The sequence below is a fragment of the Agrobacterium sp. DKPNP3 genome (genome assembly GCF_052686535.1).
This window is the reverse complement of sequence record NZ_JBQYSN010000003.1, coordinates 104,246-119,905: the sequence shown is the minus strand read 5'-3', so window position 1 is coordinate 119,905 and position 15,660 is coordinate 104,246. Positions and strand designations below refer to the sequence as shown.

The 15,660-nt window shown below is 58.9% G+C and carries 16 protein-coding genes; 9 read left to right on the top strand and 7 right to left on the bottom strand.

Annotation, left to right across the window (positions count from 1 at the left end):
• A partial coding sequence (locus ACUTJJ_RS01910; protein WP_445541102.1) for a hypothetical protein occupies window positions 1-214 on the top strand: 214 nt, incomplete at its 5' end.
• A 21-nt stretch (window positions 215-235) separates the two neighbouring features.
• Here ACUTJJ_RS01910 and ACUTJJ_RS01905 read toward each other — a convergent pair.
• Window positions 236-652, bottom strand: coding sequence for a hypothetical protein (locus ACUTJJ_RS01905; RefSeq protein WP_233282518.1), 417 nt, complete (start codon window positions 650-652; stop codon window positions 236-238).
• 136 nt (window positions 653-788) lie between these two features.
• On the opposite strand from ACUTJJ_RS01905, the gene ACUTJJ_RS01900 reads away from it, so the two are divergent.
• Entirely contained in the window at window positions 789-1,364 is a 576-nt protein-coding gene (locus ACUTJJ_RS01900) for a DUF1349 domain-containing protein (RefSeq protein ID WP_063947245.1), read from the top strand.
• 15 nt (window positions 1,365-1,379) lie between these two features.
• On the opposite strand, the gene ACUTJJ_RS01895 is transcribed toward ACUTJJ_RS01900, so the two are convergent.
• Together ACUTJJ_RS01895 and ACUTJJ_RS01890 are read right to left on the bottom strand one after the other, a co-directional pair.
• On the bottom strand, window positions 1,380-2,204 hold the full coding sequence (locus tag ACUTJJ_RS01895) for a hypothetical protein (RefSeq protein WP_445541101.1): 825 nt from the start codon (window positions 2,202-2,204) through the stop codon (window positions 1,380-1,382).
• A gap of 514 nt (window positions 2,205-2,718) precedes the next feature.
• The gene (locus ACUTJJ_RS01890; RefSeq protein ID WP_063947063.1) at window positions 2,719-3,618 is read right to left on the bottom strand and encodes a LysR family transcriptional regulator; all 900 of its coding nucleotides are present in this window, start codon (window positions 3,616-3,618) and stop codon (window positions 2,719-2,721) included.
• A gap of 119 nt (window positions 3,619-3,737) precedes the next feature.
• On the opposite strand from ACUTJJ_RS01890, the gene ACUTJJ_RS01885 reads away from it, so the two are divergent.
• From ACUTJJ_RS01885 to ACUTJJ_RS01860, 6 genes are all read left to right on the top strand, one after another.
• Window positions 3,738-4,670: a ring-cleaving dioxygenase gene (locus ACUTJJ_RS01885; RefSeq protein WP_063947246.1), complete on the top strand. Its 933-nt coding sequence runs from the start codon at window positions 3,738-3,740 to the stop codon at window positions 4,668-4,670.
• Between the two features lie 140 nt (window positions 4,671-4,810).
• Window positions 4,811-5,503, top strand: coding sequence for a hydrolase (locus ACUTJJ_RS01880; RefSeq protein ID WP_445541100.1), 693 nt, complete (start codon window positions 4,811-4,813; stop codon window positions 5,501-5,503).
• A 70-nt stretch (window positions 5,504-5,573) separates the two neighbouring features.
• Window positions 5,574-5,864 carry a XapX domain-containing protein gene (locus tag ACUTJJ_RS01875; protein ID WP_063947065.1) on the top strand — a complete coding sequence of 97 codons (291 nt, stop codon included), beginning with the start codon at window positions 5,574-5,576 and terminating at the stop codon, window positions 5,862-5,864.
• Complete coding sequence (locus ACUTJJ_RS01870; RefSeq protein WP_063947066.1) at window positions 5,864-7,846, top strand: amidohydrolase; 1,983 nt, start codon at window positions 5,864-5,866, stop codon at window positions 7,844-7,846. Before ACUTJJ_RS01875 ends, ACUTJJ_RS01870 begins: the two co-directional genes overlap by 1 nt.
• 210 nt (window positions 7,847-8,056) lie before the next feature.
• Window positions 8,057-8,497, top strand: coding sequence for a DoxX family protein (locus ACUTJJ_RS01865; RefSeq protein ID WP_063947067.1), 441 nt, complete (start codon window positions 8,057-8,059; stop codon window positions 8,495-8,497).
• On the top strand, window positions 8,494-10,092 hold the full coding sequence (locus ACUTJJ_RS01860; protein WP_063947068.1) for an MFS transporter: 1,599 nt from the start codon (window positions 8,494-8,496) through the stop codon (window positions 10,090-10,092). The genes ACUTJJ_RS01865 and ACUTJJ_RS01860 overlap by 4 nt, the downstream gene beginning before the upstream one ends.
• A 49-nt stretch (window positions 10,093-10,141) precedes the next feature.
• Here ACUTJJ_RS01860 and ACUTJJ_RS01855 read toward each other — a convergent pair whose 3' ends face one another.
• Window positions 10,142-10,924, bottom strand: coding sequence for a pyrroline-5-carboxylate reductase (locus tag ACUTJJ_RS01855; protein ID WP_063947069.1), 783 nt, complete (start codon window positions 10,922-10,924; stop codon window positions 10,142-10,144).
• 119 nt (window positions 10,925-11,043) lie between these two features.
• On the bottom strand, window positions 11,044-11,895 hold the full coding sequence (locus ACUTJJ_RS01850) for a LysR family transcriptional regulator (RefSeq protein WP_063947247.1): 852 nt from the start codon (window positions 11,893-11,895) through the stop codon (window positions 11,044-11,046).
• Window positions 11,896-12,053: 158 nt separating this feature from the next.
• Here ACUTJJ_RS01850 and ACUTJJ_RS01845 point away from each other — a divergent pair, with 158 nt between their 5' ends.
• Window positions 12,054-13,547 carry an MFS transporter gene (locus tag ACUTJJ_RS01845; RefSeq protein ID WP_425292757.1) on the top strand — a complete coding sequence of 498 codons (1,494 nt, stop codon included), beginning with the start codon at window positions 12,054-12,056 and terminating at the stop codon, window positions 13,545-13,547.
• A gap of 24 nt (window positions 13,548-13,571) precedes the next feature.
• Here the strand turns inward: ACUTJJ_RS01845 and ACUTJJ_RS01840 are convergent, their stop codons facing one another.
• Entirely contained in the window at window positions 13,572-14,864 is a 1,293-nt protein-coding gene (locus ACUTJJ_RS01840; protein ID WP_445541099.1) for a hypothetical protein, read from the bottom strand.
• A gap of 22 nt (window positions 14,865-14,886) precedes the next feature.
• Window positions 14,887-15,618 carry a histidine utilization repressor gene (gene hutC / locus ACUTJJ_RS01835; RefSeq protein ID WP_063947072.1) on the bottom strand — a complete coding sequence of 244 codons (732 nt, stop codon included), beginning with the start codon at window positions 15,616-15,618 and terminating at the stop codon, window positions 14,887-14,889.
• Between the last annotated feature and the right edge of the window lie 42 nt (window positions 15,619-15,660).

Genomic DNA, 15,660 nt, shown 5'->3' with positions numbered 1-15,660 from the left:
ATCGAAGACGGGGTGGGAAAAGCTTGACTATCTGCCAAATGAACAATTGCTGATGCCTTGCCTGCACTGCTTTCAGACATTGCTGGCCGCATTCACACCGGAAGATATTCCCGCCAACGAGACGATTTCATCGTTCACCGTCGACTTCGAACGCTGCCAGAAACACGGCATCATCAAGCACGCCAATGGATGCGTTCTCTGCAATCGGCAATGACTGGACGATCTAACCGCGCCATCACCCTTGGCGAAGGTGATGCGGCACGATGACATAACGACCGCCGTGGTCTAGCTGATCCGGATCGACGAGGGCCTTTTCGTTCGTACCCGAGCCACCGGCGAGAACGAATGAATACGGGTCCGCCGTGTCGTCGTCCGGCAACAGCATCGCTGTCTTTGTGAATGCAGCGATCAAGGAGCCGCCTTTCAAAAGGCTGGGTGGCGCCAGACGTTGGTCGAGATAGACCGATATCGTCTGCGAGAAGTCCGACCCGTCACCTTCGTGGATTATGCACAGCACCGCCTTACCCTGTGCCTGCGAAATATCATACACCACTTCGATAGCGTTCGTATCTACATGAAGCACCGCGGCGAGTGCGTCTTTGATGAGGGAAGCGGCGAGAGGTCGTTCGGTCGCTGCATTCATCCAGATCATGCTTGATCTCCAAAAGGGCCTTGTCAAACCGGCAGTTTGATCCGCGCGCCGTAAAATAACGCATATATCTGTCCGCTGGTAAGGACCTTACAGGTCACATATAACGTCCGTCCCTTCGAATGAGAATAGGATGCCCATGTTCAAGAGTTGTGTCTGGCACAATGAACCGCAGCAATGGTCGCTTGACGATCATGCCCTCAACGTTACGACCAACAAGGGCTCTGATTTCTGGCGCGAGACCTATTACGGTTTCACGCGCGACAGCGGCCATTTCTTCGGCATGCAATGTCAGGGCGATTTTACGGCGTCGTTGCGGATAGAGGCGCGTTATGAGGAACTCTATGATCAGGCGGGCATCATGGTTCGCATTGATGAGCGGCACTGGATCAAAGCGGGTATCGAGCTGTCGGACGGTGCCGCCTGCATCGGCAATGTCCTGACGCTTGGTCGTTCCGACTGGTCGACCACGACCTATGCCGGGGACCCATCCGATCTCTATCTCCGCGTCACTGTTGCTGACGGCGTGCTGCGTATCCAGACATCCGCGGACGGGCTCCGGTGGCCGCTTCTGAAACTTTGCCCCTTCCCGAAAGCGCAGTCCTATCAGGTCGGCCCCATGTGTTGCACACCGGAACGCGAGGGGCTTGAGGTCCAATTTTCTGAGTTCCGTGTCGAGCCTCCACTCGGCAAGGCCCTTCATGACCTCACCTGAGCGACGTTGCAACGCTCAGACGTTGAGGTAGGCCAGGATGGTCGCAGCAACGTCTGCCGACGTCTGCCTCTCGCTGGAAGCCATCGGTGATGCGGAAGCACCCGATGTGGTGGGCTGGGCCGCTGATGTCTGCGCCGCCGTCGAGATGAAGGAGGCGATATCCTGCACCGAACCGTTCGTGGTTTTGGCGCTGTTCAGCGCGGAAACCTGCGCGGTCGTCATGCCTCCGACCTGGCCCGGTGTGAAGGCTGACGCTTGAGATGCCTTCAGGGCTGCGAGCGTGCCGGTGCTCAAGCCGGAGACGGCACTCGAACTCAAGCTGATGATCTGCTCTTTGGAAAACGCCATGAGATCGTCTCCGTCAAGCGCCGCTGCGTGCACGGCGTTGAGCGCACTGATCTGAGGCAGCGATAATGCGCCGAGCCCCGCGACCTGTGACGAGGTGAGCGCCTTGATCTGGTCGGTCGACATCGCATCAATCTGGCTGGCATAAAGTGCCATTACCTGAGAAGAGGACAGGTTGCTGACCTGAGTGGTGCTAAGTTTTGCGATCTGGGTGAGTGTCAGTCCCTTGAACGCGCTTGCCGAAATGGCCCGGATGCCTTCGGAGCTGAAAAGAGCAAGATTGTCCGTGCTCAAAGAGGCGATCTGAGACGCTGAAAGGGCTTTGATCTTGGTGCTATCAAGGGCTTGCACGTCTGCTGAGCTCAGACTCGCAATTGTCGATGTGGATAGCTTTGAAATCTGCGCAGCAGACAAAGATGAGAGAATAGACGTCATGAACGTGTCCTTTACCGGATGGCGACTGGTCACGCCTATCTGCCGCCAGACATTGCCCACGACGGCAATCGTCCGGCACCCGCAAATAAAGCGAAGTTAGGGAGAACATGGCTCATGCGAACCTGTGCTGGAAAGGCATCATGCAATTCGAGCCGGAAATGTGGCCCGGATTTTCCACGCTAGTTTGTGCGAATGCCGCTCAATAATTTTCGCCGCTCATTATTCCCGCGGCAACAGTTTCATATCAGCTTAATATTTAAATCCCAGTTAATATTTAAATGGAAGCGAGTTATTCTTAAGATAGCGTATATATTGAGTTCGTCTACGCGTATGATATATATAAGGTTGTGCGGATATAGCAAGAATGTTATTTAATGTTATTTATAAATAATATGAGATAAGAATAATATATTGATGTTGGTGCGAACTAAATTGCGTATCGCCTTTTTAACGCGTCGAACAGTGCTGTGGTTGACAGCTCCGGCTAATGGATGCGCCACCTCAAAGCGCGCCCGTCACGCTTCGAGCGTTCCAGGAGGCGCGTTCCTACGGAAAAGCAGGCTGTTCCTGGGTGTTAACCCAGCGTCACCATGTGGGACGGCAATTGCTCTTCGAAAAATTTCGAGAATGTTGCAATGCGGGGCGGCAGGGCCTGATAGGGCGGATAATAAAGGGTCAGCCAGAGTTCCGGCGGCGTCCAGCCGGGCAGCACATGGACGAGGCGGCCACTGTGGATATGCTGTGCGATGTTGAAGCCCGGCAGCAAGGCGACACCTGCGCCATCCGCGGCCATGTCGGCCAGGACTTCGCCGCTATTGGCGCTGAAGGCACGACCCGCCGTGATCGTAATGCTCGATCCACCGTCCGACAGAACCCAGTTCTCCCGCCGACTCTCCCCACTATAGGCAAGGCAATCGTCCGGCGTCAGTTCGGCCGGATGCCTCATCTGTTCGAACCGGCTTCCCGGGGCCGCCACCAGGATGCGCGGCACCGCCCTGATCTTGCGCCAGATGGTGAATTTGTCCGATGGGGCGGACGAGATACGGATCGCCAGATCGTAGTCATCGTCCACAATGTTGACGAGGCCATCCGACAGCGAGATTTCAAAACACATTTTTGGATAGAGTTCCCGGAAACCCGACAGGATCGGCGGCAGCACCGTCTTGCCGAGCCATGTAGGCGCGCTGATCCGCAGGCGTCCTTCGTCGGCCTTGTGGGCGTTGCGAACATCGCGCCGGGCATTCTCCAAAGCCTCGACCGCGGGCTGGATTTGTGCGGCGAAGATGGCGCCGTCCGTCGTGAGAGATACCTGACGGGTGGTGCGGACGAATAATTGTACGCCAAGATCATCTTCAAGCGCTGCAATCGCGCGTGTGACGGCCGCTGCTGTCATGCCCAGCTCACGGGCGACCTGCGCAAAGTTGCGTTTTTCGGCCGCCATCAGGAAGGTTTTCAGTGCCTTATAATCGTTCATCGCCATTATTTCAAAAATCGCAATTCATTCGACAGAAATATTGCAATTCCGCGATGCAATCAAGTGGGTTACATCTCTCTCCATCGAAACAAACACAGCGACCACGAAAGGCGCCGATGATGATCAAGGATATCAAGGGCCTGCACCACGTTACCTCGATGGCGTCGGATGCGCGGCAGAACAACAGCTTTTTCACCGATACGCTCGGCCTGCGCAGGGTCAAGAAAACCGTCAACTTCGATGAGCCGAGCGTCTATCACCTTTATTACGGTGACGAAACGGGAACCCCCGGCACGGTGATGACCTACTTTCCCTTCGCCAACATGATGGCCGGCCGTCCGGGCGTTGGCGAAGTGGGCGAGACCCAGTTTTCCGTTCCCAAGGGTTCGCTCGGCTTCTGGAAAGATCGACTGATTGCCAAGGGCACTGCCGGCCTCCAGGCTGACACGGTCTTCGGTGCGCAGCGTCTGCGCTTCACTGGTCCGGATGGCGACGGCCTCGCGCTGATCGAGACGGACAATGATGCCCGCGCTCCATGGCTTGCCGAGGGCATCTCTGAAGACCACGCCATACGCGGCTTCACCGGCGCAAGGTTTAATCTCAACGACACGGCCGCAACCGAGGAACTGCTTCGCTTCATGGGATATGAGCGCGCCGATGCAGAAGGCGATGTGACGCGCTTTGTCATTCCCGGCGGCAACGGGGCCGATACGATCGATCTTGCAGCTCTGCCGAAGACGCCGTTTGCGCGGCCCGGTGCCGGTTCAGTCCACCACATCGCTTTTGCGGTCGAAAACCGTGAAAAGCAGCTGGAGGTGCGCAAGGCGCTGATGGATACGGGCTATCACGTAACCCCAGTCATAGACCGCGACTACTTCTGGGCGATCTACTTCCGCACACCGGGCGGCATCCTGTTCGAAATCGCTACGAATGAACCGGGTTTCGACCGCGACGAGGATACCGCGCATCTGGGCGAAGCGCTGAAGCTGCCGACCCAGTACGAGCCTTTCCGCAACCAGATCGAGGCGAACCTCACGCCTCTTGCGGCATAAAGCGGGTCTCTGATCCGCCTCCACTGACTAACTTGGCTCCAAGTTTTTGAAGCGTCTGCCCCTGCCGGGCAGTCGACCGGCGAAGCCCTGTCAATTTCACCGCCGTCGATCGGCAATCACCACCTGAACGGAGAACCACCATGTCCAAACTCGAAGTCCTTACTCCCGCCAACAGCCAGCTCATCTTCATCGACCAGCAGCCACAAATGGCTTTCGGCGTGCAGTCGATCGATCGCCAGACCCTGAAGAACAATGTCGTAGGTCTCGCCAAGGCGGCAAAAATCTTCAACATCCCGACGACAATCACCACGGTGGAAACGGAAAGCTTCTCCGGCAACACGTTCCCTGAACTACTGGCTGTCTACCCGGAGAACGACATCCTTGAGCGCACCTCCATGAACTCCTGGGACGACCAGAACGTCCGCGATGCGCTGGCGAAGAATGCCGCCAATGGCCGCAAGAAGATCGTCGTCTCCGGTCTTTGGACGGAAGTGTGCAACACGACCTTTGCGCTCTCGGCCCTGCATGATGTTCCAGATTATGAGATCTACATGGTCGCCGATGCTTCCGGCGGCACTTCGTCCGACGCCCACAAATATGCGATGGACCGCATGGTTCAGGCCGGTGTCATTCCCGTCACTTGGCAGCAGGTGCTGCTCGAATGGCAGCGCGACTGGGCGCTCAAGGAAACCTACGACGCCGTGACGTCGCTGGTGAAGGAACATTCCGGCGCGTACGGCATGGGCATCGATTATGCCGTCACCCATGTCCATGGCGGTGCAGAGCGTGTCAAACACGGCAAGCGCATCGGCCCGAACCCGGCCAAGAAATAAGCTTTCAACCGACCGCGCCGGCAGGATCATCATCCAGCCGGTGCGGCTTCAACCTGTCGAGGAGGTTTCCATGAAAGTCTATCTTCTGTCACTTGGCGCCGGCCTGTTGGTCGGCATTGTTTACAGCTTGCTCAACGTGCGCTCCCCCGCGCCGCCCGTCATCGCGCTCGTCGGTCTGCTCGGCATTCTGGTTGGAGAGCAGATCATACCTTTCGCGAAGACGATTGTCGGCAAAGAACCGTCTGCAGTCTCCTGGATCAACCAGATCAAACCGCATATGTTCGGCCATATGCCCAGAGGTGGCGCTGAAGCATCCGACCTTGCCGAAGTCAAACAGACCATCAACCGGGAGAAAAGCTGATGCCGACACGACGCACTTTCCTCGGCGCGGCATCCAGTCTCGCCTTTTCGAATCTGTTTTCACCGGCTAAGGCCGCTGATCCCATCAAGAGCGGAGCTTCGTCCATGCATCCAGATACCATCCTTCACAATGGCCGCGTCACGACACTTGATCGTGGCAATCCGAATGCAACGGCAGTCGCGATCAAGGATGGCCTGTTTCTCGAGGTGGGAAGCGATGCCGAGGTCATGGCCCTTGCCGGGCCGGAAACGCAGATCATCGATCTCAAGGGCAAGCGCGTGCTGCCCGGTCTGATCGACAACCACACTCACGTCGTGCGTGGGGGGCTGAACTTCAATATGGAACTGCGCTGGGACGGCGTGCGCTCGCTTGCAGATGCCATGGACATGCTGAAACGCCAGGTCGCGATAACGCCAGCTCCGCAATGGGTGCGCGTCGTTGGCGGTTTTACCGAGCACCAATTCGTCGAAAAGCGTCTGCCGACCATCGAAGAGATCAATGCGGTGGCGCCGGATACGCCGGTGTTCCTTCTGCATCTCTATGACCGGGCGCTGCTGAACGGTGCCGCCCTTCGCGCTGTTGGCTACACCAGGGATACGCCGAACCCGCCCGGCGGCGAGATCACCCGCGATGCCAACGGCAATCCCACAGGCCTGCTGCTCGCCAAGCCGAATGCCGGCATTCTCTATTCGACGCTTGCCAAAGGGCCGAAGCTGCCGCTCGACTATCAGGTCAATTCCACCCGCCATTTCATGCGCGAGCTGAACCGGCTGGGTGTGACCGGCGTGATCGACGCCGGCGGCGGCTTCCAGAACTATCCTGATGATTACGAGGTAATCCAGAAGCTGTCGGATGAGAACCAGATGACAGTTCGGCTGGCCTACAACCTCTTCACGCAGAAGCCGAAACAGGAAAAGGAAGACTTCCTCAACTGGACGCAGTCGGTCAAATACAAGCAGGGCAACGATTATTTCCGGCATAATGGTGCGGGTGAAATGCTCGTCTTTTCCGCGGCCGATTTCGAGGATTTTCGTCAGCCGCGGCCCGATATGCCGCCGGAGATGGAAGGCGAGCTTGAAGATGTTGTCCGGATACTCGCGGAAAACCGCTGGCCCTGGCGTCTGCATGCCACCTATGACGAGACCATTTCGCGGGCGCTGGATGTCTTTGAAAAGGTCAATCGCGATATCCCGCTCGCAGGGCTTAACTGGTTCTTCGACCATGCTGAAACCATCTCCGATCGCTCCATCGACCGTATTTCTGCGCTTGGCGGCGGCATCGCCACCCAGCACCGCATGGCCTATCAGGGCGAATATTTCGTCGAGCGTTATGGCCAGGGGGTAGCTGAAGCCACACCACCGATCCGGCGCATGCTCGACAAGGGTGTGAACGTTTCGGCCGGAACGGACGCAACGCGGGTCGCCTCCTATAATCCGTGGGTGTCGCTGTTCTGGATGGTAACCGGCAAGACAGTCGGCGGCATGCAGCTTTATCCGCGCGCCAATTGTCTCGACCGCGAAACGGCGCTGCGCATGTGGACGGAAAACGTCACCTGGTTCTCCAACGAAGAAGGCAAGAAGGGGCGCATCGAGAAGGGCCAGTTCGCCGATCTCGTGGTGCCGGACAAGGACTTCTTCTCCTGCGCGGAAGACGAAATCTCCTTCCTCACCTCGGAACTGACCATGGTGGGTGGCAAGATCGTCTATGGCGCCGGCGACTTCAAGGCACTGGACGAAAGCAATATTCCGCCGGCCATGCCCGATTGGTCGCCAGTGCGCAAGTTCGGCGGCTATGCAGCCTGGGGTGAACCGGATGGCGCGGGCGCCCGCTCGCTGCGCCGCACGGCCATCTCCACCTGCGGCTGCGCCAGCGATTGCGGTGTCCATGGTCATGACCATGCCGGTGCCTGGACATCGAAACTGCCGATTGCCGATCTCAAAGGTTTCTTCGGTGCCTTGGGCTGCTCCTGCTGGGCAGTATAAGCCTGATCCACAAAGGAAACCCACTCATGGGCGGCACATGTGCCGCCCATGGGAAAAGACTAATAGCCAAACAAAGAGAATATTTCAGAATACGCAATTATATCGAAACTATTGATGCAATTGTTGTCGATAATCCATTGCGCCAATATCGCTCCATCAGATGAACGCAAACGCCGCTCGAACCGACCGGCCAGATCGCAGGAGCACTTTATGACCGAGCCATCTTCAACCCTTCGCCTTCGGAGCTTCCTTGCGGATATCGTTGCCGCACCCGCCACAAAAACCCTTGCGCTTCTTGCGCTTTGCTCGGCCTATATTCAGGGGCCGCTGACGAAGATTTTCGACTTTCCGGGGGCGATTGCCGAGATGAACCATTTTGGGCTCCAGCCGGCATTCGCATTCGCCGTCGTCGTCATCCTGTTCGAACTCACTGCCTCCGCTCTGGTCGTGTCGGGCTTCCTGCGCTGGGCCGGAGCCTTGGCACTCGCAGGCTTCACTCTTCTCGCCACCTTCATCGCTCTCCGCTTCTGGGAAATGGCGCCCGGCATGGATCGCATGATGGCCACCAATGCTTTCTTTGAACATCTTGGCCTTGCTGGCGCCTTCATCATTGTCGCTGCAATCGATCTCACGAAAGGAACCGGCAAATGAGCGCCGCAAAATCCTCGGCGAGCAGTTTTGCTCCGCTTGCGCAACCCGTCTTCGCGGTCCTCTGGGCCGCCACGGTACTCGGCAATACCGGCAGCTTTATGCGCGATGTCGCCAGTTCCTGGCTGATGACCGATCTATCTGCCTCTCCGGCTGCCGTCGCCATGGTGCAGGCAGCCGGAACCCTGCCGATCTTTCTTCTGGCGATCCCGGCCGGCGTGCTGACCGATATTCTCGACCGCCGCAAGTTCCTGATCGCAGTTCAGCTGTTGCTGGCCTCCGTCAGCGTCACCCTTATGGTCCTTGCGCACACCGGCCTGTTATCCGTCAGCGCCCTGATCGGTCTCACCTTCCTCGGCGGTATCGGTGCCGCCCTGATGGGGCCGACCTGGCAGGCCATCGTGCCGGAACTGGTGAAGCGCGAGGATATCAAGAGCGCCGTGGCTCTGAACTCGCTCGGCATCAATATCGCCCGTTCTATCGGTCCGGCTGCCGGCGGCATCCTGCTTGCGGCCTTCGGCGCGGCCTTTACCTATGGCGCCGATGTCGCCAGTTACTTTGTCGTCATCGCCGCCCTTCTGTGGTGGCCGCGGGTAAAGAACGCTGATGATGCCCTGGCCGAAGGTTTCCTCGGCGCATTCCGGGCCGGCCTTCGGTACACCCGTGCCAGCAAGCCATTGCATGTCGTGCTGCTGCGGGCGGCGATCTTCTTTGCTTTTGCCAGCGCCGTCTGGGCGCTGCTTCCCCTTGTTGCCCGGCAATTGCTCGGCGGAGACGCGAGCTTTTATGGCATCCTGCTCGGTGCTGTCGGCGCTGGCGCCATCGGCGGCGCGCTGGTCATGCCGAAGCTGCGCGAACGTTTCGATGCAGATGCCCTGCTTCTCGGTGCTGCCGTCATTACCGCCCTGGTCATGGCCGCGCTTTCACTCGCTCCGCCAAAGTGGCTTGCGATCATCGTCCTGCTGTTCCTCGGCGGCGCATGGATCACGGCCCTGACGACGCTGAATGGGGCAGCCCAGTCAGTTCTGCCGAACTGGGTGCGTGGCCGTGGCCTTGCTGTCTATCTGACCGTCTTCAATGGCGCAATGACAGCCGGTAGCCTTGGCTGGGGTACTGTTGGTGAAGCCACGGGCGTGCCGGGAGCATTGCTGATCGGCGCTGCGGGACTGCTGGTTGCGGGCCTTATCATGCACCGCCTCAAACTGCCTGCGGGCGATGCGGATATGGTGCCTTCCAACCACTGGCCGGAACCGCTCGTCGCCGAGCCGGTGGCCCATGATCGCGGCCCGGTTCTGATCCTGATCGAATATAATGTTGAAAAGCATCACCGCTCCGCTTTCCTGCATGCACTCGACGAACTCTCCCAGGAACGTCGCCGCGATGGCGCCTATGGGTGGGGTGTGACGGAAGACTCCGCCGATCCACAGAAGATCGTCGAATGGTTCATGGTGGAATCCTGGGCGGAACATCTTCGCCAGCACAAGCGGGTCTCCAATGCCGACGCAGATTTGCAGGGCAAGGTGCTGGCTTATCATTCCGGGCTGGAAAAACCTGTCGTGCGCCACTTCCTGACGATCAACCGTCCGGGCAAGGCGTAAGCAGAAGGGGCCGAAAGGCCCCTTCCTGTTCCTGCGGTTGTAACGATTGCTATCGCGTAATCCGCTGGAGCACGCGGCTCAATGCCTCTTTCAAGGCCTTTGAACCGCCTTTCCCGTCGAAGTCGTTGAGCACTTGTTCGTTGAGGCCGCCTTTGGTGGCGAATTCACGGCTGATCTCGTGAAAGTCCGCCTTGCTTCCGGCCAACACCGCAACCTCCGAGAGGCCGGCAAAGAGGGGGGCAAGATAGGCACGCGCCTTTTCTTCCGGCAGTCCGTTTTCGGACAACCATTCCGTTGCTGTCTGCATGATGCCGAAATAAGTAGCCATCAGAGCACTGCCGGCGGCCAGAAGGTCGTATTCGGCCTTGGTTTCACATTCCACAGCACCGCCGAGGACGTTGAAAATTGCGGCCGTATCCCTATCGACGGGATAAATGGCGGTAACGCCTTTACGGCGGGCAACGAAGGGCAGCGGGATCGCCTGGGTTAGATGCACATCCGCATCGATCCAGTCGAGAAGGGCTTCCCTGCTGGTTGCAGCCACGACGCTGATGACTTTCTGTCCGTCCCTGAACCGTAACGGCCGGACGACCTCTTCGGCGATCTGGGGACGGATTGCCAGCATGACGGTGTCGCAGCCATCGACGATAGCCTGATTGTCGCTTGAGACGATTACCTGCGAAAAATCGGCGGCCAATTCAGCCGAAACATCTGCGCTGCGCTGGGAAACCATGACATGTGGTACGGCGGCGGGTCTGGCAAGCAGGCCGCGGACCATCGCGTCGGTGATGGCGCCTGTTCCGATAAAACCGATTTTTTGGGGAAGGGGCATGAATACTCCGCTGTGGCGATTGGAACGTGAGATGATCGGTTTTTCCGGTTTCGCGCGATGCTAGATTTTCCACCGGTAAATGTCGACAGGCGGGTGGGCTATCTGTAACGCCAAGGCAGTCAGGTCGGTCGATGCTCGCGAAAAGCGGCAGCGAGTGTTCGCAACGCCTCACGCGACCTGCTGTCCGTCAGGGTCGAGAACATGATGATTTCGGTGGAAGGCAGGGAAGGCAGCCCAAAACGCTGGCTCACCTCCACGGTGCCGGGTGGGGCAAGGCGGCAGGAGAAGGCGGAAATCGCAAGTCCGGCCGAAACGGCGGCGGTTACCATGGACGATGTGCCGCCCAGGAAAACCTCCGTCCAGGCTATGCCAGCCCCGTCCAGGGCGCGGCTGGCAATATCACGCACGCCACACGCGGGAGACAGTGCCGCAAGACGCAATGGTTCACCTTGGCGATGCACGAATTGTGGAGCGGCGTACCAGCCGAAATGCTCCGGCCCGAGCACTTCGCCATCCCGCCGATCATCCTCCCGCCTGATGATGGCTGCGTCAATTTCTCCCCTGTCAAAGGCATCGAGCAGGGAACGGGAGTTATCCATCCGCACTTCAATCGTCAGGCCGGGATCGTGGTCATTGAGACGCGCAAGCAGGGCCGGAACCTCAGGTCCCGCCACATGTGCTGCAATGCCGAGGCCAAAGCGCCTGCGTGGGGCGGAAAGTCCTGCCAGCGCCCTGTCGTGCGCAGCCAGAAACTCACGGGCGGGCGCTAGAAAGACCGCCCCTTGGGCGGAGAGACGCACAGAACGCGGCGTGCGTTCGAGCAACCGATGGCCGACCCTGTCTTCCAATCGCTTGAGCTTGACGCTGATCGCGCCCTGGGTCGTACCCAGCGCTTCGGCCGCACGGGTGAAACTTTGCATCTCGGCGATCGTGACGAAGGCCTCGACCGCCTCCACATCCAGCGCGATCATATCGATCATTCCTATTTGTTGTCTCTGAAATAGCCAATCATCCAATTCAGTTATGGTCAAGCTTTGTCTAGCCTGTGGCCCTCCGCAGTTGCGGGCCCACCAAGAAAGGCTGACATATGACCATTACTATCAGCGAACGAACGACGAGCCGGAGCGCCATGGCGCTCACTGCCGTTTGTCTTTCCGCTCTGATGTTCGGACTGGAGATCTCCAGCGTTCCGGCCATCCTGCCTACACTTGAAGAGGTGTTAAAGGCGGATTTTCGTCAGCTTCAATGGATCATGAACGCCTATACGATCGGCGTGACCATGGTGCTGATGGCGACGGGCGCACTAGCCGACCGCTTCGGTCGCAAACGAGTCTTTATTTCAAGTATTGCCGCTTTTGCGCTTTCCTCCCTCGCCTGTGGAATGACAAGTAACGTATCAGTTCTGATCGGCGCCCGTTTCCTGCAGGGTTTGAGCGGCGGAGCGATGCTGGTGTGTCAGATCGCCATCCTGTCGCATCAGTTCCGTACCGCGCGGGAGCGCGGCATGGCTTTCGGCTGGTGGGGCATCATCTCAGGCGTGGGGCTGGGTTTCGGCCCAATCATCGGCGGGGCCATGGTTGCCCTTTGGAGCTGGGAATGGGTGTTCCTCGTCCATGTGGCACTCGGCATTCTAACGTGGCTGCTCGCTGCGGGCGGTGTCCGAGAATCGCGCGATCCGGAGGCGGCGCGCCTTGATCTTGCCGGAATGGCCACGCTTTCGCTCGCCGTTTTTTGTCTTGCCTTCTTCATCACGCAGGGGCCCGAGCTCGGTTTTTCGAGCCCGATGGCGCTTCTCATCCTTGGAGTCTCGGTTGCAAGCTTCATTGCCTTCGTGTTTGCTGAAAAGCGCACGCAGAGGCCGATGTTCGATTTCTCCGTGTTCCGCATCCGGTCTTTTTCCGGGGCGATCATTGGTTCTGCGGCGATGAATATCAGCTTTTGGCCGTTCATGATCTATCTGCCGATCTGGTTTCAGGCGGGTCTCGGTTATGACAGCGTCACCGCCGGCCTCGGCCTGCTTGCCTATACGCTGCCGGCGCTGGTGGTGCCACCCTTGGCGGAACGTCTGTCGTTGCGTTATCAGCCGCGCCTCGTCATTCCGGCAGGACTGTTCACCATCGGCCTGGGTTTTATGCTGATGAAATTTGGGAGCGGCATCGAACGTGCGAGCTGGCTTACAATGCTGCCCGGCTGCATCCTCGCCGGCATCGGGCTCGGCCTGACCAATACGCCGGTAACCAACACCACCACAGGCGCGGTTTCTCCCGCCCGCTCCGGCATGGCGTCCGGCATGGACATGAGCGCGCGCATGATCTCGCTTGCAATCAACATCCCCATCATGGGCTTCATTCTGGTGGAAGGCGTCCGTGCCTCGCTGCGGATCAATCTGCCCGCCGGTCTCGATACCAAAACGCTTCAGGCGGTTGCGGAACGGATCGCCGCGGGCACTGCCGGCGCCTCGGCGCAGGGCATTTCGGAGGAAGTCGTCCATCAGGCGCTTGCGGACGGTTTTGGTCTGGTCATGCTTTACGCATGCATCAGCGTCTGGATACTCGCCGCCATCAGTTACATAATCTTTGGTCCAGCGCGGAAGGATACTGCTCGTCTTGCGAGTTGGCGATAGTCGGAGACATTTGCCTGGCTTCATTCAGCCTCGATCCGGATCGATTGCGTCGAAGAAGCGGGTCAGGGCGTCCTCGCCTTCGACCGGTTCGCTCCCTGCCATGACGGCACTCGACAGGCCGATCAGGGATGACACCGGGTTATGGCTCGTTGCGCCCGCGCGAAGGTTCATCACCAATGCCGGGCACAGGAAAAGGCCGAGACGGACAACACGGCGCCAATCAGCGGGCAGCATGTTACGCGCCTTCAGCTCGGCAAGGAGCGGCCGCCACATCGCCTCGCCCTTCACGGTAAGCAGGTCGCGCCGAACTGCACTGGGCTCGTAGCTGGTGGTGATCCGCAGCATGTTGCCGTCGAGCGTGGCGCTCGCCGAATAGCTTCTGGCTGCAAGGGCTGGATCGTAGAGCCAGAACGGATGGGCGAGGATGTTGTGGAAGGTCGTCTTCACTTCCGCGAGGAGCGTCGGAATATTCTCACCGGCGAAAGCGGGGTCAAAGAAGGACAGGCGGGCGTCGCTGCCATCATCCTCATACCAGACATTGGCATTATGGGCATCGCCATGGGCGGTGACGCCGGCGGCATCGGCGAGCTTCGCTGGCTTCAGCCGTTCATGCGCCTCGTCGAAAAGCGCCGCAAGACTGTCGCGATATGCAATGCCGTTGACGCAGAAGCGAAGCCCGGAGAGGGTTTGCCAATCCAGCGTCATGTCCGGCAGATCGAACGTCTTGTCGACGTAGAAATTTGCCAGCCTGCCACCGGGATAGATGCCTGTGGGGGGATCGATCAGGCGCTCATAGAACAATCGATGAACCGGCTCGGCGGCCACTTGCGTGGGCGTGACGCCGTGCAGCGTTTCCAGATACACTTTCAGAACCGCCTCATTCAGCCTGCACTCGGCTTCCACCGCCTTTGCGCGAGCTGCCGGATCGTCCTTGAGGTCCAGCGTACGCAACACATCGGAAAAACGCGGGTCGCTGCGGCGGCGATAGACGAGGATCTGTTCACCAGGCAGCACGGACATGAGCAAAGGCTGGTCGACCGGCAAACCGGCGCGGGCAAGAATGTCAGCACGGTAATATTCACCGCTCATGGCCTCTTCGCCTTCCTCCTGATGGAACTTGAAGAAGAACTCACCCTCGCCGGTATCGAAGAAGCCATTGAGGGAATTGAGGCTGTACTGATCCTGATTGATCGCCACATTCCTTGCTTCGATGCTGAAAAGGTCACGCAGCAGGTCGGCAAGCATCTTTTCCGCTCTGCCATCGGCGGCCTTGGCGATTTTTCGGATTTCCGCGGTGCGGCTGGCGGGCTGGGTCATGGCAATTGTTCCGGATGTTGTCTTATTTGCCGCCGTGCAGATAGCGGCTTCCAAGCGAGTAGCGGCTGCCGACATAGGTCAGCGTGTTGACGGTCGCGACGATCGGACCCGTCCAGGTCTTGCGGTGCAGAACGAGGCAGCTGTCGCCGACCCGGATCTGCAACAGACGCGCATGGGCCTCGCTGGCCGGCAGGGCGCTGATCAGGTGCTCCACTTCGGTGAGCGGTGTTGCGTTCTGGAGGTAGTCGTAGGTTGCCGCCATGGTGAAGTCCTGCTCGACATAACCCGAAACGAGGCCGGGATTGACATAGCGTTCCTCGAGCTGCACCGGCAGGTCGTTTTCAAAATGAATGACGACCGAATGGTCCACGGGCCGGCTGGTCTCAAACTCGAAGGCAAGCAGGAGTTCGGGTTCTGGCCGGGCGATGCGTTCCAGCACCACAACCTCGGCGCGGTGGCGACCACCACGGGCTCTGATTTCGGTCATGATGTTGCTGATCTCGATCAGCGTCGACTGCGGTTTTGGCGGCGCGACAAAAGTGCCTACGCCCTGGATGCGGCGCAGATGCCCTTCCGACGTGAGCTCCCGAAGCGCCCGGTTGACGGTCATGCGCGAAACGCCGAGCGTCGAAACCAGCTCGTGCTCCGAAGGCAAGCGGCTGTTGCGCGCCCATTTGCCGCTGCCGATGTTGCCGAGAACGAAGTCCTTCACCTTCTCGTAGAGTGGTGAGGCGGAATCTGAAAGTGCAGTCATGGCCACTGTCTCCGCCTCCGCGTCGTCGCGCCGGCATTGTTG